We start from the raw sequence: 25524 nt of genomic DNA on the forward strand, positions 1-25524 counted from the left end.
ATTCAGGGGCTGGATTTTCTATTGCCCAGGTGTATAATTAATAGATATTGTTTAGAAAGCGGGAAAAGATATGTATAAGATAGGAGTAGTTGGTCCCAATCGGTCAGTAGAACGAATTCTGGAGTTGGCCAATGAATTTGAACAAGGCATGGCATTTATTCCGTACCCCTATGTAGAGACGAAAGAGATAGAGGGTATTGTATTGGAAAATGATCATAAAGTGGATTCTTGGCTTTTTTCCGGATCCATCCCTTATAGAATTGCGAGGGGGGCATTAGGTTCAGATGAAAAACTGGTGCATATTCGACTTACGGAATCCAGTCTCTATAAATGTTTCTTGGATCTGGCGTTTTCCCAAGGCAAATTGATCGATCGGGTGAGTATAGATATATTTACCATAAGCGATATCGATATAGACAGGGCTTTGCAGGAGTTAGAGATGGCTCCGCACGATCTTCACGTGAAATATTTCGATACGGATATTGAGCCCGAGGAACTGTTTCTTTTTCATCTCGATTTATGGAAGAGCGGAAAAACGGAAGGGGCATTTACTTGTTTTTCGATGGTTTTTGAGGCTCTGAAAGAAGCCGGAGTCCCTACATTCCTGATATCGCCAAGCCGGATGGAAATCTTGCAAACGCTTAGGATTTTTATCGAAAAGGTCAATACCTCTTATTTTAAGGAGACACAAATTGGCATTGAAATTATCGAGATTGAACAATTCGATACGATCATAGAGAAGGCGAAGTCGCCTTATCATTTGCAGTATTTGGAACTTCGACTAAAAAAATCGCTTATTGATCTATGTGAGAAATTGGACGGTTCTCTTTTAGAAAAGGGAAATGGGCGCTATGTGATTTTTAGTTCACGAGGAGCCATTGAGCGGGAAATCCGGATGCTGCAGTCAACAATCGAATATTTGTCCCTTGAAGCGGATACAACCGTTGCAGTAGGAATCGGATTCGGGGAGACTGCCTTTTCTGCAGAGACTAATGCTCACCGCGCGATTAGATTATCGAAAGGCAAAGAGGAACATGGAATTGTCATTATCAAAGAGGACGGAACGATGATCGAATCAGTGGGACAAGAAGAGGAACTGACCTTCTCCTATCGAACGGATGACAAGGATTTTATGGAGAAACTGAAAAAAGGGAATATCAGTGTAAAGTCTTACAAAAAGATTGAAGCGCTTAACCGAAGAATGGGTTGGAGTGTTTTTACGTCAAGAGATTTAGCTGCACATCTCCATATGAGTGAACGGAATGCCCAACGAATCGTTTCCGAACTGTGCGAGGCAGAATTGGCGGAATATATTGGTGAGGAATACGCTCATACTCGGGGAAGACCCAATAAAATGTATCGATTGAAATAAGCTTTTATTTCCATAGAACTTCTCTTAACGCCTTTTGAACTATCGCTTAGATCGATCCTAATCCGCGCTTGAAATAAAGGGCGCTCTTTCTGTTGTTCAAAAAATGCCGCAGAAGAACCACAACCCATGTGATTTAATGTTAACGTTATTGACATTCGATAGGGGGGTTATTTATAATACTTAATAAACGCATAATTTATGAATTTTTCGTTAAATAAAGGAGGGCTAGTTCACTAAGGTTTCCAGTGAATACAATATTCAAGGTTTTAAATCTTAGGAGGTTAAAAATTGGAAATTATTGATTCTCATACACATGTTGATAATGTTGAACCTTGGGTGGACCCGCCAGAGAAATTAGTTCAACTGCTTGATGAAGCCAACATCCAAAAAGCAGTGATCATGACTTACTGTGATACACCGATCGCCAAGGAAGATGGTTTGGACTATATCATTGAGTCGTTAAAGAAATTTCCCGACCGACTAATCGGCTATGCTCGCCTACATCCACAAGCGAAGGAAAAGGCAATCGCATTGCTTGAAGAAATGGTATTGAACCATAATTTTAAAGGATTAAAATTTCACCCTGAAAGCAATAAAACTCGCCCTTATCATGAAGCAAGTTTAGCGTTAATTCGAAAGGCTGGCAGCCTGAATATTCCCACCTTGTTCCACTGCGGAGATGAATCACTGAGCTTACCCCTGCAAATTGCCAGGGCGGCGGAGGCTTGTCGGGAATCTAAAATTATTTTAGGCCATATGGGGGGATATTTTCATGTGGATGACGCCTTGCTTGTTGCAGAAAAGTACGAGAACATTTATTTAGAGACATCAGCTATGCCGTATCCAGATAAAATTCTTGAAGCAGTTCGGCGAATTGGTGCAGAGAGAGTTTTGTTTGCAAGTGATGGACCCGGCTGTAATCCCGAATTAGAAGTAAAAAAGGTGCAGTGGGCAGGATTATCGGAGAAGGAATATCGATTGGTAATGGGAGAAAACTTTGCCCAAATTCTAGAGCGTGTGAAGAAAGGATAGGGGTAGTCATGATTATCGATGCGCATGTCCATATTGGAAGGTCGATTTTTGGTTACGAATTGTCTCCTGAATGCATGCTTGAAAGCATGAAGGAATGTGGGATCCAAATGACCGTGATAAGCCCTGTACAACCCATGAACTATCACTTGGAACCAGAAAATGACTATATGGCTTTATTGGTCGAGCAACATTCCGATCAATTAATCGGCTTTGGCCGCGTGGATCCGAGACAGGGAGAGAAAGCAGTGCTGGAGGTTAAACGAGCGATTTCTGTCCTTGGATTAAAAGGGATTTTTCTGCATCCATGGGAAGAGGGATACCGTGTAAACGCTGAGTTTGTTGTTCCGGTGGTAAGAACTGCCGCCGAACTAGGCGTACCCATTATGATTGCATCGGGATACCCATGGGTATCCCATGCTTTACAAATTGCTTATTTGGCTGGATTGGTACCGGAGGCTTCCATTATCATGACCAATGGGGGACAGATCAATATCAGCGGAATGGCCCAGCCCGATGTCTATGAAGCCATGCGGAGCCATAATAATCTCTATATTGAAACAGCTGGTATGTATAGGCAGGACTTTTTGGAAAATTGTATTCACGAATTTGGATCCAAACGTGTGATTTTTGGCAGTAATGGACCGAGAATGCATCAAGGGTTCGAATTGGATAGAGCCATTTCCGCCTCGAAGAATAATGAAGCTAACCAGATGGATGTACTGGGGATCAGTATGGGACGTTTATTAAAAATACTGTGAGAACATCATAAGTTGACTTCTGAATCAGATCATTTGAGATATATTCTGGCTAGTCCAACGGATACGGAGGGAGAAAAGGCATATGAATTTGCAAACATTTATTACTGAGCAAATCGAACAAAAGAGAGACAAGTTTATACAGCTAAGCGATACGATTTGGGAAAACCCCGAGCTTTATTTCGAAGAGCATAAATCCTCCGAGTACTTGTGTAAAGCTTTGGAGGAAGAAGGATTTCAGGTAGAGAGAGGGGTAGCCGAAATTGAAACGGCATTTGTTGGAAGTTATGGCACCGGCAAACCAATTGTAGCGATTTTGGGTGAGTTCGATGCTTTAACAGGCTTAAGCCAACAAAAAGGGCTAGCCCACAATCAACCGATTGTTGCAGGCGGTTATGGTCATGGATGTGGACACAACTTACTAGGTGTAGGAGCCTTCGCAGCTGCAGTAGCCGTTAAAGAATATATGAAGCAAACAGGCATGCAAGGAACAGTTCGTTATTACGGCTGTCCTGCTGAAGAAAGCGGTTCAGGAAAAGCATATATGGTTCGAGCAGGGTTGTTTGAAGACGTGGACTTTGCACTCTCATGGCATCCGTCCACAACAGCTTATGTCATGAATGTCAGCTCGCAAGCGAACTACTCCGTACGGTTTAATTTCTATGGAAGAAGCGCCCATGCTGCTATTGCCCCTCATTTAGGTCGCAGTGCTCTGGATGCGGTGGAGTTGATGAACGTAGGTGTCAACTTTTTAAGGGAGCATATGATTTCGGAGGCTAGAGTCCATTATGCCATCACCAATACCGGGGGTGGGCTGCCGAATGTCGTACCTGCTCATTCCGAAGTCGTTTATTTAATTCGCGCTCCGAAAAAGCAGCAAGTCATGGAGCTGTACGAACGGGTGCACGATATTGCAAAAGGTGCCGCCTTAATGACAGGAACGACGATGGAAGTGGTTTTTGAAGGTGCTGCTTTGAACCTAGTCCCTAATACCACCTTGGCAGAAATCATGCATAGGAACTTAGTTGCTGTTGGTGTGCCTTCATATGATGAGCTTGATCAGCAATTTGCTCAGATGATCAGGGGTACTTTCTCTTCAGAAGAGCTGAACGCTGCTTTTGCAGGATTGGATGAAGAAACGGCGATGGCCTTAAAAGATAAAGCCATAGCAGATATCATTCCACCTTTTAGCAACAAGCAAGCCAGCATGCTGAGTTCCACCGATGTTGGGGATGTCAGTTGGTCGGTCCCGACGATGCAATGCAGGACAACGTGCTGGGCACTTGGAACACCGATACATACATGGCAAGTGGTGTCGCAAGGTGCGATGCCTATTGCCCACAAGGGTATGCTAGAGGCTGGCAAGGTTATCGCCTGCACGGCGATCGAGGCTATGGAAAACCCGGATATCCTTGCAAAGGCGAAGGCCGAATTGGAAAAACGGCTGCAAGGGGAGGCTTATGCTTCGTTAATCCCTACACATATAAGGCAGCCCCGTACTACTACAACAGCATAATACCTTAAGTACCAATCGATGTTAATTATGTTGACATTGCAAGCCGGAGTAATTATACTAATCAAATAAACGAATATATAAAGAAAGTTTCGCTAAATAAAAAGGCGTCTTTTGCGAGGACGTATTTAATCGGAGGGGGCGGCGGGGTCTAGGTTATAATGGGGGACGGAGTGCAGAGCAGTGAAAATAAATAATGAATTGGGGAGAAGATAATATGAAACGACTTGCGCTAATGAGCTTTACCTTGATTATGGTTTTGTCCATTGTTTTAGCAGGCTGCAACGGTAAGGAAGCCTCGAATGCGAGTGGGTCAAAGTCCTTAACAATTGCTATTCCGTATGATATTCTAGGCTTTGATATCCATAATCATAATAACACTCCAACGGAGTCGATTCATGTCAACATGTTTGACTACTTAGTCAGAAAGGATGCTAGCCAACAAATTCAGCCTGATCTCGCTGTTTCGTGGGAGTTAGTCAATGATACCACATGGAGATTTAAGCTGCGTGAAGGCGTTAAATTCCATAACGGCGATCCCTTTACTTCAGCGGACGTTAAGTTCACATTGGAACGTGTAGCCCAGGACAAAACACTTCTAGAGTATGGTAACTACAAGCAGATTAAAGAAGTGAAGGCTGTTGATGCCTATACCGTTGAAATTATTACGGACGGTCCTCAACCTGCCCTGCTGAAGCGTCTGTCGCGTCTGGGCTCCGGGATGCTGCCGGCCAAGTATATTGGGGAAAAGGGATGGGATGAGTTTCAAAAGAATCCTGTCGGAACAGGTCCTTACAAATACAAAGAGTGGATTCGCGATAACCGTTTACTCTTGGTGAAAAACCCGGAATACTTCGGTCAAGCTGCAAAATGGGATGAGCTTAACTTTCGTGTCATTCCAGAAGACGCTACTCGGGTAGCGGAAATGTTGACTGGTGGCGTTGATTTGGCTGTCAATATCCCTCCTGCTGATATGAAGCGTGTAGAAAGCAATGACGGTACGCATACGGCAGAAAGCCCTACACAACGGGTGATTCAGTTAACCGTCCGCACAACAACAGGAACAGTTACAGCGGATGCGCGCGTTCGTGAAGCAATTGATTTAGCGATTAACAAACAAGCGATCATAGACAGTATTTATCTTGGAGCTGCTACACCTACTCGTACTCGTGTAACGAAGGGTAATTTTGGAGCCAAAGAAGATTTGTATGGCAAAACTTTGTATGATCCGAAGCGTGCTAAGGAATTATTGAAGGAAGCGGGCTTTGAAAAGGGGCTGGAGCTGACCTTTACCGCTTCGAGTGTCAGCTCGAAGGACAAGGAAACTGCGGAACTGATCGCTGCGATGCTGGGTGAAGTGGGGATTAAAGTCAAACTGGAGTTATTAGAAAATAGTGCTTATCAAGAGAAGTTTAAAGGAAAGAAATTTAATGAGCTGGCTATGGTTCCTTTTGGTAATTCGATGTTTGATGCAGCCTTGGCGTTCCAATTTGCATCAACAGATGGGGCTAAAGGGGAAACCGATTATAGCAACCCAGAGGTAGACCAACTGCTAAAAGCAGCAGAAGTCAATATGAATGAGAAGGATCGTGAGCAGCAGTACTACAAGGTGCAGGATATTATAGCTAAAGATCGTCCATTCATCTATCTTTTCCAAATAAACGCCACTTTCGGTATGAAGGATAAAATCGAATTTAAACCGCGTTTGGATGAAATGCTTTTTGCAGATGAAATAATCGTAAAGTAAGGATGTCAAAGAAGAGGAGAGGGCTTCAGTGAAGTCCTCTTTTATCCCAAAACCTTTATCTTCCAGGTGGTGAAACGTGAAAAGTTTTTTAATCAAAGCTATATTCCAGTTTGTTCCCGTCATGTTCCTCATTTCTATCATCGTTTTTATTCTGGTTTATTTGAGCGGTGATCCGGTAACGCTGATGCTTTCCGAAACGGCGACGGACGAAGACCGAAACATTCTGATTGCCGCACTTGGTTTAGACCAACCTATGTATATCCAATATCTGAAATATATGTCGAATCTATTGCAAGGAGATTTCGGGACCTCCTTTCGCTATAAGGCTGCCGCATTGCCCATTGTGCTCGAGCGTCTTCCGGCAACCTTTGAATTAGCAATCGCTTCGATGGTTGTAGCCACTGTTATTTCCGTTCCGCTAGGGATATTGTCGGCAACCAAGCGTAATTCTTTCTTGGATGTGGGTATTACAGGAATTGCCGTACTCGGCAAGGCTATGCCGAGCTTCTGGCTAGGCATCATGCTCATTCTTTTATTTTCAGTAACGATGTCTTTTTTTCCAGTATCGGGCCACGGCACTTTTGCCCATCTTGTTCTGCCGGCGATTACGCTTGGAACAGGAATCGCTGCCGAAATGACCTTATTGATACGCTCCAGTATGCTGGAGATTTTAAGTCAGGATTATATCCGTACGGCCAGAAGTAAAGGGGTTACGGAACAAATAGTGATTTATAAGCATGCATTCCGCAATTCGCTGATCCCCGTTATCACGATTATGTCACTTCAGACCTCCCTGTTGATAGGTGGAACCCTAATAACGGAAACGATTTTTTCTTGGCCGGGAATGGGGCAATTGGTTATTCAAGCTGTCAATGCAAGAGACATGTCGATCGTGCAGGCTGCCGTATTTGTAATTTCTATATTGGTCATTTTTAGCAACCTGCTTGCTGACCTTATCTACCGCTATCTGGATCCGCGGATCAAGGTATAACTAATCGGGGGTGTATTTTGTGTCAGCTTCTCTTGGAACCAAGGCTGGAAGCGTTCCCGCAACGACAAGGAGTCAACGTCCGGGAGCGCTGCTTCGCTTGACACATCAGTTGTTAAAGAGCAAGACAGGGACAATTGGACTCATTATTGTTGTGTTGGTTTTTTTAATGGCCATATTTGCAGCAATACTGGCTCCTGCTGACCCAGCCCATACTGAGGTAGCCAAGCGCCTGATTCCGCCAGTGTGGATGGAAGGCGGAAACTCGAGTTTTCCGTTAGGCACGGATAATTTAGGACGGGATAACCTGAGCCGTATCATTTATGGTTCACAGGTATCCCTGCTTGTAGGCATTTGCGCAGTAGTAGTGGCCGGGGTTATTGGCATTACACTCGGCTTGCTGGCTGGCTATTACGGCGGTTGGCTGGATGTCATTATTATGCGAATCGTAGACGCCTTTTTGGCGATACCGGGTATTTTATTTATGCTTGTCATTATGTCAGTGACGGGGCCCAGTTTAGTTACTTTGATTTTAGTTCTTGGTTTTACGAACTGGCCTCAATACGCACGGATCGTTCGGAGTGAGGTATTGAGTGTTAAAGAACGGGATTTTGTTCGTGCAGCCAGAGCAGTTGGAGCTAAGGACATGGGGATTATAAGGACGCATATTTTGCCTAATGTCGCTTCCTCTTTAATCGTCATTTCGACCTTGAGTGTGGCAACGACCATTATTTTGGAGGCTTCCATGAGCTTTTTGGGATTAGGCGTCCAGTCTCCAACGGTATCCTGGGGAGTCATGCTAAGTGATGGCCGTCAATACCTAGCTACCAGTTGGTGGGTTGCTACTTTTCCTGGGGTTGCGATAACAATTACGGTATTGGGGATCATCTTCCTTGGCAATTTCTTGCGTGACACTCTAGATCCGCGCATGAAAGCCAGGGGATCGAAATAGTGAGGCGGGGTGAAACAAATTGGCAGTAACGAAACTTCTTGAAGTGCTGGATTTGAAGACGCATTTTAAAACCGAAGAGGGGATCGTCCCCTCCGTTAATGGGGTCACCTTTTCCGTTAATAAAGGAGAAACACTTGCTATTGTAGGTGAATCGGGATGTGGAAAAAGCGTTACGTCCCTATCGATTATTGGTCTTATTGCCGATTCGGGGGAAGTGGTTGGCGGGCAAATTCTTTTCCAGGGGCAGGATTTGCTTCAAATGAGCAAGAAAGAAATCCGCAAGCTCCGAGGCAACAAGATCTCCATGATTTTTCAGGAACCGATGACTTCCCTTAACCCCGTGTTTACGATTGGGAATCAAATCGGCGAAGTGATTCGTATACACCAAAAGGCAGATAAGAAGGAAGCGCGAGAAAAGAGCATCAAGATGCTGGAGCTTGTTGGGATACCTAATCCGAATAAATTGGTTGATAATTTCCCGCATCAGCTGTCTGGAGGCATGCGTCAACGGGTAATGATTGCCATGGCCTTAGCCTGCAACCCAGAGCTGCTAATTGCGGATGAACCAACAACGGCACTGGACGTAACGATTCAAGCGCAAATCTTAGAAATGATCAATAAGCTTAGCAAAGAGCTTAATACAGGGGTCATACTGATCACCCATGATTTGGGTGTCGTTGCGGAAATGGCCGATCGAGTAGTGGTCATGTATGCTGGGGAAGTGGTAGAAGAAGCGAATGTATATGATCTGTTTGCTCGTCCGAAGCATCCGTATACGATTGGCTTGCTTGGATCGCTGCCTAAAATTGAAGAGCGGCGTGAGGAGCTGGATTCAATATCGGGTACGGTACCAAACCTGCTTGATATGCCCAGCGGCTGTACCTTCCATCCGCGCTGTCATTTGGCCGACGAACAGTGTAAGGCAGTTAAACCACAACTGGAGAAGTATGGCGACAATCATTACGCGCGTTGTCTGAAGGTAGGTGAAGACAAATGAATCCAACGATAACGGAGAAGCCTCTATTAGAAGTAAAAGGATTAAAAAAACATTTCCCTATAAAAAAAGGAATGTTTTCAAAAAAAACAGGTTCGGTACGCGCGGTGGATGGCTTGGATTTTATCGTAAGACGTGGTGAAACCTTGGGGATTGTAGGTGAGTCTGGCTGTGGGAAGTCAACTGCAGGCCAGTTGATCCTGCGGCTTCTGGATGAGACCGAAGGTGAAATTTGGTTTGAAGGCGTGGATTTGACCAAGTTAAATAAAGAAGAAACCAGAAAAATACGCCGTGATTTACAGATCATTTTTCAGGATCCATTCGCATCTTTAAATCCACGTATGAAAGTGGAGGATATTATTGCTGAACCCTTAAAGGTACATGGTCTCTATAAGGGGGCAGAGCTCAAACAGAAGGTAGCAGAATTACTTGAGGTTGTTGGCTTGGGGCCGCATCATGCATCACGGCATCCGCACGAGTTTAGCGGCGGACAGAGGCAGCGTATCGGAATTGCCCGCGCACTGGCTCTTAAACCGAAGCTGATCGTCTGTGATGAGCCTGTGTCTGCCTTGGATGTATCTATTCAGTCGCAGATTTTGAATCTATTAAAGAAATTACAGAAAGAATTCCAGCTGACTTATATTTTTATCGCTCATGGATTACCGGCTGTGAAGCATATCAGTGACCGAATCGCTGTCATGTATTTAGGGAAAATTGTAGAGCTTGCCGATTGTGATGCATTGTTCGCCCATCCGATGCACCCGTATACGGAGGCGCTGATATCGGCTGTTCCGATCCCGGACCCCACCCAAAGGAAGGAGCGGATTGTTCTGCAGGGAGACCTGCCCAGCCCCTCCAATCCGCCTTCTGGCTGCAACTTCCATACCCGCTGCCCATATGTACAGGAAATTTGCCGGCAAACGGAGCCTCCCTTACAGCAGGTTACAGAAGGTCATTACAGTGCTTGTCATTTCCCGAATTTTTTTAAGGATTTCGTAAAAGCGTAAACCAACGATTGTTCATACCGGTAGTGGCAATAAGCGGTACCGCACGTTTGGTGCCACTACCCATAGCCTGATTTTTAGTGGAGCCATCATATGCATGATGGCTCTATTTTTACATCCATTGTGATTCTCAAGCTATATAGAATTTAAATGCCCTTCACGAACTCTCGCTCATAAATAGCAGCCACTTTATCAAGGATCTTCCTGCCGTGCTCGACGAACTTCAGCTCTGTAATCTGGCCTTTCATTATATAGATACCCGACAATTCCTTATGTTCACCCAGTGCTGCTTCATATAAAAGCGATGCTCCTTTGCTTGGAGGTGGGAAAAATAGTTTAATAACCGGTCTCAAAATAAAAGGCAGCCCTGAATTTCTTCCCTTTCTCATCGTATTATTGCCTCCAGGGTCTACACTTCGAATCTTGATGCCTTCGTCTGCGACTAGTGGAGCCAATTCACGGGTCCATAGGGAAAGCGCTAGCTTGGTAATGGCATAGGAACCGACCAGCTTTTTGAATGTTGTTGGATGCTCCAGCTTGTTGGGATCAAACCCCTTGAGAAATTTAAAAGCGTTGGTAGAGGTATTCACAACAGTTTTCAAAGTCCCTCTGAGCAAAAGCTCTTTTAATTCCATAAAAATGATATAGGGCACAACTGTCTGCAGTTCAAAATGCATTTCGCGTCCCTGCTTGGAGAAGCTAAGTTCCCCCAAGCTGCCACCGGCGTTGTTAAACAGCACATCGATCTTCGTTTCTTGGGTCTTGATCTGGTCCAGCGCTTGCTTCAAGTTATCGAAATCAGTCAGTTCGGCCTTGTATAGTCGAAGCTGCCCTTTCCTTAAGTATTCTTGGATCACTGTGTCATCTGCGGGAAATCCTGAGCGGATCAAGGCGATGACCTGCCAGCCCTCAGCTAGCATTTTGCGCGTTAGCTCCAGCCCGATTCCATTGCTCGCTCCTGTAATCAACGCGGTTTGATTGTGTCTCGTTATTTTCATCTTGGTTTCCTCCATTCCTTGGCTTCCATTCGGCTATCAATTTAGGTTATCGATCGATGTGCCTACTATACAACTTGGAGTTGACTCCAAGTCAAGCAATAGAACATTTCATTTTATTTAGGGATAGAGTCCTATTTAAAATATAGACATATTATGAACTCCTGATTTTTGCATTGACAGTTTATAAATGATGGTGGTAAAGTAAGACCTAGTAGATTGGTAGGAATTAAAAGAATGCAGGGGGAGTTTGAACCATGAACAAAATTAAACAAAGCATAGCGTTAATGCTCGTGCTGATTCTGGCTGTGAGCTTGGCAGCATGCGGAGCCAAACCAGAGGCTAAGGCACCGGAAGCTACAAACGGCGCAGCCACCACCACAGGTGCTGCTTCATTAGAGAACAAGAAGGTTGCCTTAATTATGCAAATTAATCTGGGCACGTTCTCGGCTCAATATATCGAAGGAGTTAAAGAGCAGGTTGAAAAGCTGGGCGGTAAGGTGACTGTATTTACGGCTGAAGGCGATCTGGCCAAGATGTCCTCTAATCTGGATGCGGCGATCAACCAAAAATTCGACGGCATTCTAATCGACCACGGTACAGCGGAAGCGTTGGAAGCTGGTGTGAAGAAAGCGTTGGAGAAAAAGATTCCTGTGATTGCCTTCGATGTTGATATCAAGGTGCCGGGCGTAACTGTACTGGAGCAGGGTGACCAAAAGATGGCTGAGCTTACACTGGACAAGCTGAGCAAGGATATGGACGGCAAAGGCAATATCGTGAAGATCTGGGTAGCCGGCTTTGCGCCAATGGAACGCAGACAAATTGCTTACAAAGCATTTATGGATAAAAACACTGGAATTAAGGAAGTAGCGGCATTCGGCGCTGCTTCGCAGAATACAGCTTTGGATACGCAAGCGCAAATGGAAGCGATTCTGAAGAAGTTTCCGAACAAAGGCGATATTACTGCGGTATGGGCGGCTTGGGATGAATTTGCTAAGGGTGCTGCACGTGCAATCCAACAAGCAGGACGTACAGAAATCAAAATTTACGGTATCGATATGAGTGACGAGGATTTGCAAATGATTCAGGATCCGAAGAACCCTTGGGTTGCTTCCGCTGCTGTTGATCCTAAGGATATCGGACGTATTCAGGTTCGTTTCCTGTACCAAAAGCTGCATGGCGATCAAACACCGGAAAAAATTGTATTGGATCCGGTTTTCGTATCGAGAGATCAACTTCCAGCTACACAAATATCGACTGCACAACTTAGCGAGCATGTTAAAGGCTGGGGTAAAAGTGAACAGGGATATACGGAATGGTTGAAGCAAGCTGAGAAGCCTGTAAATAAATGATTTGGTAATTAATCATAGAGCATATATAAAGGCATTCATATAGATGTCTGTTATCCCATCGATCCCAATCGATGGGATTTTCCATTGAAATGAGGAGCGTGATGTCAGTATGACGAAGTCCGTCACTTTACTGCAAATGAGTCATATATCCAAATCGTTTCCGGGTGTAAAGGCATTGCAGCAGGTTGATTTTGCTGTCAGAGGCGGCGAAATCCACGCATTGCTCGGTGCAAATGGGGCAGGGAAGAGTACGCTGATTAAGGTGATGTCTGGAGCTTACCTGCCGGACGAAGGAGAAATCGCGATTGACGGAAAACCGCTGAGAATTGGCGGACCAAGTGATGCAATCCAGAGCGGCATTCAATGTGTCTATCAGGAAGTGGATACAGCTCTAGTACCCAAGCTGACGGTTGCGGAAAATATTATGCTCGACCGGATGACTCGCGGAAGTAGCTGGTTAAACTGGAGGCAAATGGAGCGGGAGGCCGCGAAGCTCTTAAGCGATATCGGTTTGGAGGTTGATGTGAGACGTCAGGCGGGTGAGCTGAGCATCGCGCAAAAGCAAATGGTGCTCATCGCCAGAGCGCTGGCGCAGAAAGCCAAATTTATTATATTCGACGAGCCGACAGCGCCGCTCAGCAATGACGAGGCTGATCAGCTGTTCCGCATCATGGATCGGCTCAAGGCAGAGGGTGTAGGCTGTATTTTTATATCCCACCGCTTGAATGAGGTGTTCCGCATTAGCGATAAAGTAACAGTTATGCGCGACGGGCGGATTATTGCGACCCAGGCCGCTGCTGATACGAATATCGATAGTGTGATCGAACAGATGCTGGGCAGAACGTTTGAAGAGGAGTTTCCCAAGGTAGAGGTGCCGATTGGAGAGACGTTGCTGGTAGCGAGCAGTGTGACGCAAGGAACCAAGGTACGTGATGTGAGCTTGTCCGTGCACAGCGGCGAAATCGTTGGCATCTTCGGTATGGTTGGAGCCGGGAAGACGGAGCTGGCTAGACTCTTGTTCGGTGCCGATTTGTTAGAAAGCGGGCAAATAGAGCTGCGCGGCAAGCGGCTGAAGCTGGGCAGCCCAAGTGATGCGATACGCGAAGGGATAGCACTTATTCCCGAGGAGCGGCGAAAACAGGGCATTCTGGTTGAACAGTCGGTCAAGCACAATCTGTCTCTGCCGCTGCTCAAGCTATTCAGCCGGTTCGGGTTCGTGCAGCAGTCACAGGAAGCTGCAAATGCAAGGTCGATGATCGGGCAACTGGGCGTGCAGCCGCCGAATATGGAGCAGCTTGTGAAATATTTGAGCGGAGGCAACCAGCAGAAGGTAGCCGTCGGCAAATGGCTTCCGACCGATGCCCAGATTTATATTTTTGACGAACCAACTAAGGGAGTAGATATAGGAGCGAAAAGCGATATCTTTCGTCTGATTGGCCGTCTGGCTGGAGAAGGCAAAGGCATTATATATTGTTCCTGCGAAATGACCGAGCTTCTAGGGATTGCCGACCGGATTCTGGTAATGAGCTACGGGCAAATTGTTAAGGAGCTGCGTCGTGATGAGGCTACACAGGAAAATATGTTGTATTATGCAAGTGCAGGGGAGGCAGCGTTTCAGTGAAAGATAAATGGCTTGATTTATCCTATAAATACGGAGCTTTAGTGATTATCGCTCTCGTTATTGTACTTTTTTCCTTGAGCAACGAGAACTTTCTGTCTTATGATAATTTGGCTGATATATTGCGCTCGATCTCTATCGTTACCTTTGTGGCGATCGGTGTCACCTTTTCGCAAATCGTCGATGGCTTCGATCTGTCGGTAGGATCGACGGTTTCGTTAACGACCGTTGTTGTGGCTTCGATGATGGTATTTTACCAGCTGCCGCTGGTTGTAGTGCTTACGGTTCCCTTGCTAATCGGGGCGTTGGTCGGATTGTTAAATGCGCTACTGATCGTCAAGGTTCGTATTCCCGATCTGTTGGCAACGTTGGCGGTCATGTACATTATCGGCGGCGTGCACAAGACCTACACGAAAGGCTTCTCCATTTATAACAATATGCAGCTGCCAGATGGAGCGAAGGCACCGGGTAAATTTACAGAGTCATTCCTCTGGATTGGCCAAGGCAAGCTGCTGGGGCTTCCGGTTCCGGTAATCCTGATGATTGTTGCAGTTGTGGTTGTGCATATTTTCCTGACATATACCCGCTGGGGACGGCAGCTGTATGTTACCGGAGGCAACCAGGAAGCGGCGCGTTTATCAGGTATTCGGGTTAACCGTGTACGCACTTTGGCGTACGTGCTGTCCGGGATCTTTGCTGCGATTGGCGGGCTGCTGTTCGCAGCGCGCGTTGGCTCCGGCCAGATTGACGCGGGGGCTCCCCTATTAATGGAATCGGTCGCCGCGGTGTTCGTCGGATACTCCGTCTTGGGTGCGGGCAAGCCTAACGTTATTGGTACTTTTTTTGGGGCTGTCCTGATCGGAGTTCTGTTGAACGGGCTGACCATGCTGAACCTGCCTTATTATGCCTTCGATATTATTAAAGGTTTGGTGCTCGTCCTGGCGCTTGCGATTACTTTTATCCATTTAACGCGTAAACGTGCTGCGTAGTTGTGTTTGTTTTACACGCAATGGTATGATTTAGGCTAATGGTCCATCGGGCTGTTGTTGGGAAAGGATGGGTTTACTTTGGCAATACAGATTCCGTTAAAGGGTAACAAAAATATGGAACTTGACGATATCATTAAGCTGGCTCCCAAGCAGTGGGCTAAAATTTTCGAAAGATCCGTTTTGAAAACAGAAAAGCAGTGGCTGCAACCCAAAACAAACGGGATAAAAATTAAATTAACATCGGATCAGCGCCAGGATGTAATCCTGCACAAGAACGGGTTTGTCGAGAAGCATAGCGGGGATTCCTTAATGCTAGACGGAAAGATTAGATTTACGGATCACGGCTTGCAACGAATTTCTGAGAGAATCGATAAAATGCCACCCGAGACGCCTCCATCAGAGGCAGCCATGCGAGCTATGGTAGACCTAGTTATACGTTCGACTGAAGTATCCCAGGATGCAGAGTGGAGAGGTTATGCTTCGCTTAGCTACAGCTTTAAAGGCACGTACGAACAAACCGAGTGCGCTGTTGTGGTGGTCTTTGAGGGTGACAGGCTGGTAATTACAGAGGTTACCGATATAGGGGAAACCGTTAATGTGACCTCCTTAATCCAGGAGGACCAGCTGCAGAGGCTGCAGGCATTCAGGGACCAGCTCCAGCACGAATAGTTCCCCAAGTCCGATGAAGAAGCCGAATTATTGTGACCATACTTACGCAATTTGTTAAAAAGACTTATTCTCATGGCTATGATGCCGTGAGATAAGTCTTTTTTTTAATGCCAATGCGAACCGTCATTAAGACAGTACATCCGTTTATCCTCGCTTCTATAGTGCAAGTGCTTCGGATAGCTGCCGATAAGGAGAGGCTAATGTTTCGGCAATGTGCTGTACAGGCTCATGAAATTGGGAGGACGGTGAATAAATCATTTGGATCGTCCGAGCTGGATAACTCGCATCCAATCTAAAAATTTGGTAAGGGATGGACTCATGATGTAACCTGCGGGGTAACGGGTTCGGAGAATGGAGAGTATTGAAAAAACTAACCGTGTCATAGATGAAAGAATTGGGCAAAATGGCGCAGCCTAAACCGTTAGAAATCATGTTGATGACGATTCCCACATCGTTGACCTCACGAATATCCCCCGGCATGCTGCCGAGCAGTTGTACTACAGCCTGTTCGGTCATTTTTTTTAGGAGAAAGCGTGAGTTGAATAATATTAGCGTTGTATTCAACAGGTGGTCGATATTTTCTAATTGGTCGCCAGTACCAATATCCATATCACGTGGAGCCAAGAAGAGCATTTCCTCGGCAAACATCTTTAATGATTCGAGATCGGGTCTGTTGTATTGATGGGGAACGATACCGAGGTCAATTTCCCCTATAGACACCAAATCGAGAATGAAGTTAGGGGGCTCCGACAATATATCGTAGGTCAGGAGCGGAAAGGAACGATTCATTTCAAGCAGAATAGGATTGAAAAAGGATACGCTCAACGGGCGGGAAATTCCGATTTTTAATTTTTTCCTTGAAACCTCTTGGTTATTTAAACTTTTGGCCAGGGGGTCCATGTATAGAGCCTTTAATTTGTTGATAATCATCACGTCGTCAATCTCCTGAACAGCCTTTAGTGCATGATTTAAAAAGGCGGTCCCATGTGTGGTCAATTTGACACCCTTCCAATTTCTCTCCAGCAAGTTGACGCCCAACTCTTGTTCCAGTTTTTTCAATCTTGTCGTTAATGTAGGTTGTGAAAGGTGTAGCAATTGAGCTGCTTTAGAAATGCTTTTTTCCCGGGTTATGGTTATGAAGGCGTGCAAGTCCGTCCAATCCATGGCGAACACCTCCTTTTTAGTTGTATAAAGCTACCTAATATAAGAAGTGGCACAATAAGTAACATTAATATAACACAAAATATTTAAAGAGGGTATATGAAATTACTATTACCTCCCGCAATGTATTTTCATGTTACTATATGTGTCATAGGAAGATAAATAAATAGCTTCATTAGTGCTTAAAAATGTGCAAGGTGGTGAGTAGACATGGATGAAGTATTAAAGATAGAAAATCTAGTTGCTGAGTTTTCAACCAATAGGGGGATGGTAGCAGCTGTTCGTGGTGTCTCACTCCGTGTACCAAAAGGAAAAACACTTGTCGTTCTGGGTGAATCTGGATCGGGGAAAAGTGTCATGCTGCGCTCTATATTACGGATGACTCCCATAGGCTCACGGTTGTCTGGCACGATATGCTTTCAAGATGAAGAGCTGCTGGAGAAGTCGGATAAAGAAATCCAGGCTATTAGGGGCAATAAGATCGCCATGATATTTCAGGATTCTTTATCTGCACTTGATCCCTTGTACCGGGTGGGGGCACAAATCGAAGAGACGATCATGGCCCATCAGAAAGTGCGACGCTCCCAGGCCAAAGAGCAGGTCGTTGAGCTTTTTCGCAAAGTAGGCATCCCTTCACCCCAAGAGCGTGCCAAGGTTTATCCCCATCAAATGAGTGGGGGAATGCGCCAGCGTGCTGTGATCGCTATGGCATTAGCTTGCACCCCGGAGCTTCTATTGGCGGATGAGCCAACCACTGCATTGGATGTGACCATTCAATCGCAAATTCTTCATTTGTTCAAGGAGATCCAAGCGGAATACGGAATGTCGATTATTATGGTTACCCATGATATCGGTGTTGCTGCTGAAATTGCTGACGAAATCGCTGTTATGTATGCGGGGCGAATTGTGGAGTTCGGTAGTATGAAACAGATTCTGTCTTCTCCGGCACATCCTTATACCAAGGGGCTTATAGCAGCAACGCCCCGTCAAGGGCATAAGGGAAGGCTGGTTACCATTCCCGGGCTTCCTCCTTCTATAGCTAACATGCCCACAGGCTGTGCTTTCGCCGAGCGATGCCCAGAGGCTCAGCCTGCTTGCTCCAAACAAACACCCGCCTTCGTCCTGTTAAATCCTTGGCAGCGAGCTGCTTGTATTCGACTGCCTGAGACCCAATCGAAGATAGACCTTGAAATCGCGTATTAAGTAAATACAATAGGATGGTTAACAGGCTATATAACATGAGGAGGCTATATAAGTATGGATAAAAAGCGGAATCTACGTAAAGGGCTACAGACGTTGATATTGTCTGTAGTTGCACTAATGGTTATAGCGGGATGCACCAAGGGAGCGACTGAAGGCCCCACCGCAGCAGCGCCGGCTGAGAAGAAGCCATTGGTTATCGCAATGTCGGCTGCCAATGTTCCGCTTCCAGATACATCGCCAACTGAAGCACTGGAAGGCTGGAGATTCGTTGGTTTTCAGCTTTACGATGGATTGACCAGGTGGAGCCTGGCTCAAGGGGACAAGCCGGCTGAAGTCGGACCTGGGTTGGCGGAAACGTGGGAGGTCTCCAAGGAAGACCCGAAACTGTGGACGTTTCATCTGCGCAAAAACGTTAAGTTTCACGATGGGACGCCTTTCAATGCCGACGCTGTGATCTTCGCCATGGATCGCATTAAAAAACAGGATTCGCCTTTTTATAATGCCAGAGCGGCAGCGAGTGTATTAAGCTATTTGAAATATATCGATAGTTACAAGAAAGTGGACGACGATACGATACAGATTACGACCAAGGAACCTTACAGCTATCTTCTCTACGATATTGCTTTTATTCTCGTTCCTAGTCCAGAAGCTGTGACCAAGTATGCTCAGGAATATACGAATCATCCTGCAGGTACAGGACCTTTTAAATTCGTCAGTATGAAGCAAGGTCAAGAGTTGGTGATGGAGAAAAACGAGCAGTATTGGGGTGCGATTCCCAAAGTCGACAAAGTCATTCTGCGACCAATGCCTGATGCTTCATCGAGACTTGCGGCGCTGCAAACCGGTGATGTGAACTGGGCGGAGATCCCTCCTCCAGAAGCTGTGAATCAATTGAAAAAGTCCGGCTTTCAAGTGATGTTGAATAATTATCCGCATATTTGGACCTACGTGTTCAATATGGCAGAAGGGCCATGGAAAGATAAACGCGTGAGACAAGCAGCCAATTATGCAATCGACCGGGAAGGATTAAGTAAATCTTTGTTAAATGATGTAGCTAAGCCTGCTCTGCAACTGTTTTATCCCGGTCATTCGTGGTATAGCGAGAGTGCAGTGAAGTACGGTTATGACCCAGAGAAGGCCAAGAAATTACTTGCCGAAGCGGGTTATCCGAATGGATTTCAAACTACCTTTATCGTTCCAACGAGCGGCTCTGGCAATATGTGGCCGCTGCCGATGAATGAGTTTGTGCAAAAGAATTTAAAGGATATCGGTATCAATGTGAAAATTCAAGCCATCGAATGGCAGACCTTGATCACTACATTCAGAACCGGATTTGCCCCGGGAACCGATGTGGGAGCCTATAATTACTCTTTCGCGGCGATTGCGCCATGGGCCTACGAACGGTATTATGCGAAAAGCTCCTTTAAACCAAATGGCTTTAATGTCGGTGAGTATTCCAATGATCAGCTTGAGGGACTTTTGGAAAAAGCTAGACAGTCGTTCAATCCATCGGAAAGAGACGGCTACCTGCGGGAAGCAGGCACGATCGTTACCGAGGATGCGCCTTGGCTATTTGTAGCCCATGATCTGAATTTACGGGCTTTAGCCAAAAATGTAAAAGGGTTCATACAGCCTCAATCCTGGTTTGCAGATTTGACCAGCATTCATATCGAGTAAAGGGTGACGTCATGGCACAGTTTCTTCTTAAACGCATTATATTGATGATCCCTACACTGCTTGGGGTATCGATTATCGTCTTTCTTATGCTGCAAATTGTACCTGGCGATCCGATAGACAGCATACTGTCCCCGGATGCTACGGAGGCCGACCGCCAAAAGCTCGTGCAGGAGATGGGATTCGATCAGCCTCTATATATTCAATATATGGACTGGATGATGCATATTCTGCGAGGGGATTTAGGCCAGTCTATCATCAAACGTGTTTCCATTAACCAACTGCTTTTTGATGGATTGTGGAACACATTGGTCTTAGCGTTATCAGCGGGATTATTTTCATTCGTTCTCAGTATAGCTATTGGGGTTTATAGCGCTTATAAGCCCAAGTCGTGGCTTGCTTCGTTAGCCAATATTATTGGATTAACAGGTGTGACCATTCCCAACTACTGGATGTCGCTTATACTGATAGGCATCTTTTCTGTAACACTCGGCTGGCTTCCTCCATCAGGGATGATGAGTTCAGGCAATGGGGGTATTGGTGATTTGCTGCTGCATTTGGTTCTTCCTTCCATAGCGGCTGGCATGACGACGCTAGGAGTCATGACGCGGATGGTGCGGAGCACGATTTATGATATCTTGAACCAAGATTTCGTGGCTACCCTTCAAGCGAAGGGTGTGAGTTCATTTACAATTATGAAGCATGTTCTCAGAAATGGAACGCCGATGATTTTGACAGTGGCCGGCTTGCAGTTCGGCCATCTGCTCGGTGGTTCTGTTTTAGTGGAAACTGTCTTTACCTGGCCTGGCCTAGGCCAACTGATTTATCAAGCTATCAGCCAGAGGGATTTCCCGGTTATACAAGCAGGAGTGCTGTCTATCGCTGTTATATTCGTTATTTTGAATCTGACTGTTGATGCGCTCCATGCTATGATCGATCCCAGGGTCAGACATACGTAAGGAGGAGAAGGAAGTGGCTGCTCATATTGATGCCGCAAAGTCGGTAAAGTTGACAGTGATACCGAAAGAAGAATCGCGTCTTTGGATCACTTGGAATGCTTTTTACCAGAATCGGGTCGCTATGGTTTCATTAATTGTGTTGGTTCTGATTGTGCTATCCTGCCTGTTTGCTCCGATAATTGCACCCTATGGCCCTCTTGACGGAAAAATAGGTGAAAGACTTCAGCCAATGGGAACGGTGGGACATTTTCTCGGTACGGATGAACAAGGACGCGATTTATGGACGCGTATTTTGTACGGTGGCCGCTTAAGCTTGATTACGGGCATTCTGCCTGTAATCATCGCGGCTTGTATTGGTGGATTCCTTGGAGTCATCGCAGGCTATTTCGGAGGCATTATTAATACGTTAATCATGCGGATACTTGATATCTTTTATTCGTTTCCGGTCGTCTTGTTGGCAATTGGTATATCCTCGGCATTAGGCCAAGGTATGAACAATATCATTATCTCGATTTCGATTGTGTTCATTCCGCCCATTGCGCGGATTGCCGAATCTGCTGTAAAGGCGGTGATGGCGGAGGAATTCATCGAAGCCGCCAGGTCCAGCGGTGCCCATGCTTTCGCGATTATCCGCTATCATGTTCTATCGAACGTATTCAGCAAAATATTTGTATACAGCACGACGCAGATCAGCATCAGTCTGGTGTTGGCCTCCGGTTTAAGCTTCCTCGGATTGGGAGTATCACCGCCGGACGCAGAATGGGGTATTATGCTGAACAGCCTTAAGCAGCAAATCTTCATTGATCCCATTGTTACGGTAATTCCGGGTGCATTTATTTTTCTTACGGCGTTAACGGTTAATCTGTCAGCGGACGGATTGCGGGATGCCTGGGAAACGAAGTGAAAAGGAGGAATGCTGCGTGAAGCCCATATTGGAGGTTGTTAACCTAAATAAAGAATTTCCTGTCAAGGGGATGTGGTGGCAAACAAAAGGCGCTGTTTCTGCTGTCAAGGATGTCTCGTTATCTTTGAAACCGCAGGGAACCCTAGGGATCGTAGGAGAATCCGGCTGCGGTAAATCGACATTAGCTCGTTTAATATTAAGGTTGATTGAGCCGGATTCAGGAGAAGTTCGACTGCGGGGGGATGATATTTTACCTTACAAAGGCTCAAAGCTCCTGCAGGTCCGAAAAAATATGCAAATGGTTTTCCAAAACCCGTATTCCTCCCTTAATCCCAAAATGACGCTGCTTGAAAATGTGGCCTTTAATTTATATGTAAACGGGGTATCCAAGCACGACGCGAGAAAGAAGGCCCATCATTATCTGGAGGCCGTAGGATTGCCGAAGGCTTTCGCTGAGCGTTATCCGGGCAGTCTTAGTGGAGGGCAAAGACAGCGAGTGGCGATTGCCAGAGCGCTTGTGCTTGAACCGGACATTATTATTGCTGACGAGGCTGTTTCTGCCTTGGACAAATCCGTACAGGCCCAAGTTTTAAACCTGTTTCAGGATCTGAAAAAAGAGTTTTCGCTTTCCTTGCTATTCATCTCGCATGATTTAAATGTAGTGGAATATATGAGCGATGAAGTTATGGTGATGTATCTGGGAACCGTGGTGGAGAAGGGCTCTGCCCAACAAATGTATGCCCATCCTTACCACCCCTATACACAGGCGTTGCTCCATTCTGCACCCTCGATGGATGTTGGAAGCCCGGCGGTACATAAACATTTCGATATCAAGGGGGAGCTTCCCAGTCCTATGAATCCGCCTTCCGGCTGCCGGTTTCGAACGCGTTGTCCATACGCCGAGGAACGGTGTGCCCAGTCCGCTCCTCCGATGGTGGAAGTGAGTCCTGGCTATGAGGTTGCTTGTTTTCTGTATGAAACCGGACACGATAGAGAGAAGGTCAGCCATGGTACGGGATACACCGTCGACAATTAAAGAAACGGCAGCGCTTATACAAAGCAGGCAGCTTTCTCCTGTGGAGTTATTAACTGATAGCTTGGAGCGAATCAGTAAGTATGAACCTGTGTTGAATACATTTATTTGCGTTATGGCAGATGAGGCTATGGAACAGGCCAAGCTTGCTGAAATGGCGATTATGTCTGGGAATTATAAGGGCCTCCTTCATGGGATCCCCCTATCCATAAAGGATATTATTGCTTATGCTGATGTCCCGATGACGAATGGATCTAGGGTTGCTCCTGATCATATGCCTCCCTACCATGCCACTGTTACTCGGAAATTAATCGATGCGGGAGCAGTTGTTGTGGGCAAAGCACATCTGTTCGAATATGCGTTTCTGGCAGCCCATCCTCATTATGGATGGACGAAAAACCCATGGGATATTAAACGGATCACTGGCGGGTCCAGCTCCGGGTCGGCTGCGGGCGTGCAGGCAGGGTTCGTGCTCGGTTCGATTGGTACGGACACGGGAGGATCCATACGAATGCCGGCAAGCTTATGCGGCGTTGTCGGTTTGAAGCCCACTTTTGGACGTGTAAGCCGATATGGGGTAACGCCGTTATCGATGACATTGGATCATGTCGGACCGCTGGCGAGAACTTGCGTGGATGCGGCTATTCTATTGCAAACCATGGCAGGGTACGATCCCAAGGACGAAAGCAGTTATCAGGAGTTGTCATGGAAGGGGAATCAATTCCTTCAACTGGATTCTTTACAGGGTAAGAAATTGGGTATTCCGAATGGTTATTACTATGAGAATCTCGATCCAGACGTAAGATTGGTTATTCAGCAAGCTTTAAAGGTGATGGAAAGCCTTGGTGCTGAATTGATACCTGTCGATCTGGATAAGCTTCTCGAATCGCGAACGGCGAGCCGCCTCATCTTGAGTTCAGAAGCATACCGTTATCACAAGAAAGACTTAGAAGGCGGTAGGAGCGGGTACGGAGCGAAATTGCGGCTTTCGCTTGAAATGATGGGTCGGCAGTACTCGGTAGAGGATTATCATCAAGCCTTGATGCTTAGGGAAAAAATGAAGATGAGGTTTCATGCGCTCTTCAACCAGGTGGATGCGATTATTACGCCGACAATGTCGGCTGTTGCTCTTAGTAAGATAGCGCATGACAATGCGCTCCCATTCTCGCAGCCCAATTTTACTTCAATTGCTAATTATGTGGGTTTACCCGCTATAACGATTCCGGCCGGTTTTTCATCCGATCACTTGCCTATAGGCTTACAACTAATAGGGGCTCCTTTTGACGAAGGAGGGATTCTAACCATTGGTCATGTCTATGAGAAGTCGGTTCAATGGCATTCGGAGATACCTGACGAAACCAGCTGGGTAGTACAGGAGGAATCAACTACGTGGCCAGATGGCAAATCAATCTAGCGGTGCTTTGGCTGGGTAATTTTCTGGTAATGATGGGAGCTACGATGGTCGTTCCTTTCTTACCGCTATATATTCAAGAGCTTGGCATTACAGACAGTCATGAGCTGTCGGTTTGGACAGGCTTTATTTTTGCTGGAAATTTTGCCACTTCGTTCATCTTCCAGCCGATCTGGGGGAGCTTGGCGGATCGATATGGACGTAAATTTATGCTCCTGCGATCCGGCTTTGGCATGGCGATTGTTATCTCATTAATGGGCTTCGTAACAGAGCCTTGGCATTTACTTGCGCTTCGCCTGCTGAATGGTGTCGTATTCGGGTTTAATCCCGCCGCTGCCTCTTTGATAGCTGCTACAGCCCCCAAAGAGAGAGTTGGTTTCGCTTTAGGGACGCTGCAGTCGGGAATGGTTGCAGGCACGTTCTTGGGACCGCTAATCGGCGGACTTCTTCAGGAGTGGATCGGCTTTCGCCCGATATTTTGGTTGACTGGTGGACTAATGGTGCTGGCTTCGCTCCTTGCAATGATCACGGTCAAGGACCCGTTCAATGCCAAGGCCGCAGCAGCGCAGCCGCAAACGACGATTTATCAAGGGTTGTTAAAGCTATGGAGAATCCCTCAGCTGCCTGCTCTTTTTACAGTGACGATGCTGATTCAGTTCGCCATGCTGTGCTCTTTGCCGCAAATCCCGATATTCGTGCAAGAGCTTTATAAGAACGGGCCGTTTTTAGCCTTTATCGTTGGGCTGGTCAGTTCGGTTATGGGTATCTCGAATATGATTGCAGCTCCACTGCTGGGTCGGCTGGGTGACAGGCTTGGACCGGAACGAGTGCTGCTGTTCACGCTGATTGGGACCGGACTTTTGTTTATCCCACAGGCATTGGTGACGGATGTCTGGCAACTGCTTATCGTCAGGTTTGTGCTTGGTCTTTTTATGGGCGGCCTGCTGCCTTCGGTTAGCACATTAATTAAGCATTATACGCCAGAGGGGATGGAGAGCCGTGCGTTCAGTCTCAACAGCAGTTCGCTAAGCTTTGGCAATATGTTAGGTCCAATTGTCGGTGGGTTTTTGTCGGGTTGGATTTCGATTCGTGGTCTTTTTCTGCTCGCTACCGTGCTATTCCTTGGTAATGCTGCTTGGGTAAGCGTGACTATGTTTATTAAAGCGCCGGATAAATCAAACAAACCCATGCCTGAGTAA

At 46.2% G+C, this 25524-nt stretch carries 22 protein-coding genes; 20 read left to right on the top strand and 2 right to left on the bottom strand.

Features of this window, described 5'->3' with window-relative positions; genetic code table 11:
• Positions 1-70: 70 nt before the first annotated feature.
• From G9U52_RS17975 to G9U52_RS18015, 9 genes are all read left to right on the top strand, one after another.
• Positions 71-1372, top strand: coding sequence for a hypothetical protein (locus G9U52_RS17975; protein WP_166152018.1), 1302 nt, complete (start codon positions 71-73; stop codon positions 1370-1372).
• Positions 1373-1660: 288 nt separating this feature from the next.
• A complete protein-coding gene (locus G9U52_RS17980; protein ID WP_166152019.1) occupies positions 1661-2404 on the top strand; it encodes an amidohydrolase family protein in 744 nt (247 codons plus the stop codon).
• Between the two features lie 8 nt (positions 2405-2412).
• Positions 2413-3162: an amidohydrolase family protein gene (locus tag G9U52_RS17985; protein ID WP_166152020.1), complete on the top strand. Its 750-nt coding sequence runs from the start codon at positions 2413-2415 to the stop codon at positions 3160-3162.
• Between the two features lie 82 nt (positions 3163-3244).
• The gene (locus tag G9U52_RS17990) at positions 3245-4675 is read left to right on the top strand and encodes a M20 family metallopeptidase (protein WP_166152021.1); all 1431 of its coding nucleotides are present in this window, start codon (positions 3245-3247) and stop codon (positions 4673-4675) included.
• Positions 4676-4889: 214 nt separating this feature from the next.
• Complete coding sequence (locus G9U52_RS17995) at positions 4890-6419, top strand: ABC transporter substrate-binding protein (RefSeq protein ID WP_166152022.1); 1530 nt, start codon at positions 4890-4892, stop codon at positions 6417-6419.
• Positions 6420-6495: 76 nt separating this feature from the next.
• Complete coding sequence (locus G9U52_RS18000) at positions 6496-7410, top strand: ABC transporter permease (protein ID WP_166152023.1); 915 nt, start codon at positions 6496-6498, stop codon at positions 7408-7410.
• Positions 7411-7429: 19 nt separating this feature from the next.
• The gene (locus G9U52_RS18005; RefSeq protein WP_166152024.1) at positions 7430-8359 is read left to right on the top strand and encodes an ABC transporter permease; all 930 of its coding nucleotides are present in this window, start codon (positions 7430-7432) and stop codon (positions 8357-8359) included.
• A 19-nt stretch (positions 8360-8378) separates the two neighbouring features.
• Positions 8379-9356, top strand: coding sequence for an ABC transporter ATP-binding protein (locus tag G9U52_RS18010; protein ID WP_166152025.1), 978 nt, complete (start codon positions 8379-8381; stop codon positions 9354-9356).
• On the top strand, positions 9353-10360 hold the full coding sequence (locus G9U52_RS18015) for an ABC transporter ATP-binding protein (protein WP_207953051.1): 1008 nt from the start codon (positions 9353-9355) through the stop codon (positions 10358-10360). The genes G9U52_RS18010 and G9U52_RS18015 overlap by 4 nt, the downstream gene beginning before the upstream one ends.
• A gap of 143 nt (positions 10361-10503) precedes the next feature.
• On the opposite strand, the gene G9U52_RS18020 is transcribed toward G9U52_RS18015, so the two are convergent.
• Complete coding sequence (locus G9U52_RS18020; protein WP_166152026.1) at positions 10504-11355, bottom strand: SDR family NAD(P)-dependent oxidoreductase; 852 nt, start codon at positions 11353-11355, stop codon at positions 10504-10506.
• A 254-nt stretch (positions 11356-11609) separates the two neighbouring features.
• On the opposite strand from G9U52_RS18020, the gene G9U52_RS18025 reads away from it, so the two are divergent.
• The 4 genes from G9U52_RS18025 (at position 11610) to G9U52_RS18040 (ending at position 15980) form a co-directional block, all read left to right on the top strand.
• On the top strand, positions 11610-12704 hold the full coding sequence (locus G9U52_RS18025) for a sugar ABC transporter substrate-binding protein (RefSeq protein ID WP_166152027.1): 1095 nt from the start codon (positions 11610-11612) through the stop codon (positions 12702-12704).
• Positions 12705-12813: 109 nt separating this feature from the next.
• Complete coding sequence (locus tag G9U52_RS18030) at positions 12814-14325, top strand: sugar ABC transporter ATP-binding protein (RefSeq protein WP_243767417.1); 1512 nt, start codon at positions 12814-12816, stop codon at positions 14323-14325.
• A complete protein-coding gene (locus tag G9U52_RS18035) occupies positions 14322-15311 on the top strand; it encodes an ABC transporter permease (protein WP_166152028.1) in 990 nt (329 codons plus the stop codon). Before G9U52_RS18030 ends, G9U52_RS18035 begins: the two co-directional genes overlap by 4 nt.
• Positions 15312-15389: 78 nt before the next feature.
• The gene (locus tag G9U52_RS18040; RefSeq protein ID WP_166152029.1) at positions 15390-15980 is read left to right on the top strand and encodes a hypothetical protein; all 591 of its coding nucleotides are present in this window, start codon (positions 15390-15392) and stop codon (positions 15978-15980) included.
• Positions 15981-16136: 156 nt separating this feature from the next.
• On the opposite strand, the gene G9U52_RS18045 is transcribed toward G9U52_RS18040, so the two are convergent.
• Positions 16137-17144, bottom strand: coding sequence for a LysR family transcriptional regulator (locus G9U52_RS18045; protein ID WP_166152030.1), 1008 nt, complete (start codon positions 17142-17144; stop codon positions 16137-16139).
• Positions 17145-17351: 207 nt separating this feature from the next.
• On the opposite strand from G9U52_RS18045, the gene G9U52_RS18050 reads away from it, so the two are divergent.
• Genes G9U52_RS18050 through G9U52_RS18080 form a run of 7 tightly spaced genes read left to right on the top strand, consistent with a single transcriptional unit; the run spans position 17352 to position 25524 of the window.
• Positions 17352-18344, top strand: a complete 993-nt coding sequence (locus G9U52_RS18050; protein ID WP_166152031.1) for an ABC transporter ATP-binding protein — start codon at positions 17352-17354, stop codon at positions 18342-18344.
• 54 nt (positions 18345-18398) lie between these two features.
• A complete protein-coding gene (locus tag G9U52_RS18055; protein ID WP_166152032.1) occupies positions 18399-20021 on the top strand; it encodes an ABC transporter substrate-binding protein in 1623 nt (540 codons plus the stop codon).
• A gap of 11 nt (positions 20022-20032) precedes the next feature.
• Positions 20033-20977 (top strand): ABC transporter permease, encoded by a 945-nt coding sequence (locus G9U52_RS18060; RefSeq protein ID WP_166152033.1) that lies wholly within the window; start codon positions 20033-20035, stop codon positions 20975-20977.
• Between the two features lie 13 nt (positions 20978-20990).
• On the top strand, positions 20991-21881 hold the full coding sequence (locus G9U52_RS18065; RefSeq protein ID WP_166152034.1) for an ABC transporter permease: 891 nt from the start codon (positions 20991-20993) through the stop codon (positions 21879-21881).
• 16 nt (positions 21882-21897) lie between these two features.
• A complete protein-coding gene (locus tag G9U52_RS18070) occupies positions 21898-22917 on the top strand; it encodes an ABC transporter ATP-binding protein (protein ID WP_311764889.1) in 1020 nt (339 codons plus the stop codon).
• A complete protein-coding gene (locus tag G9U52_RS18075; RefSeq protein ID WP_166152036.1) occupies positions 22889-24328 on the top strand; it encodes an amidase in 1440 nt (479 codons plus the stop codon). The genes G9U52_RS18070 and G9U52_RS18075 overlap by 29 nt, the downstream gene beginning before the upstream one ends.
• Positions 24304-25524: an MFS transporter gene (locus G9U52_RS18080; RefSeq protein WP_166152037.1), complete on the top strand. Its 1221-nt coding sequence runs from the start codon at positions 24304-24306 to the stop codon at positions 25522-25524. The genes G9U52_RS18075 and G9U52_RS18080 overlap by 25 nt, the downstream gene beginning before the upstream one ends.

Origin of the sequence: Paenibacillus agricola (genome assembly GCF_011440305.1) — a bacterium.
In the GTDB taxonomy this organism is placed as follows: Bacteria; Bacillota; Bacilli; order Paenibacillales; family NBRC-103111; genus Paenibacillus_S; species Paenibacillus_S agricola.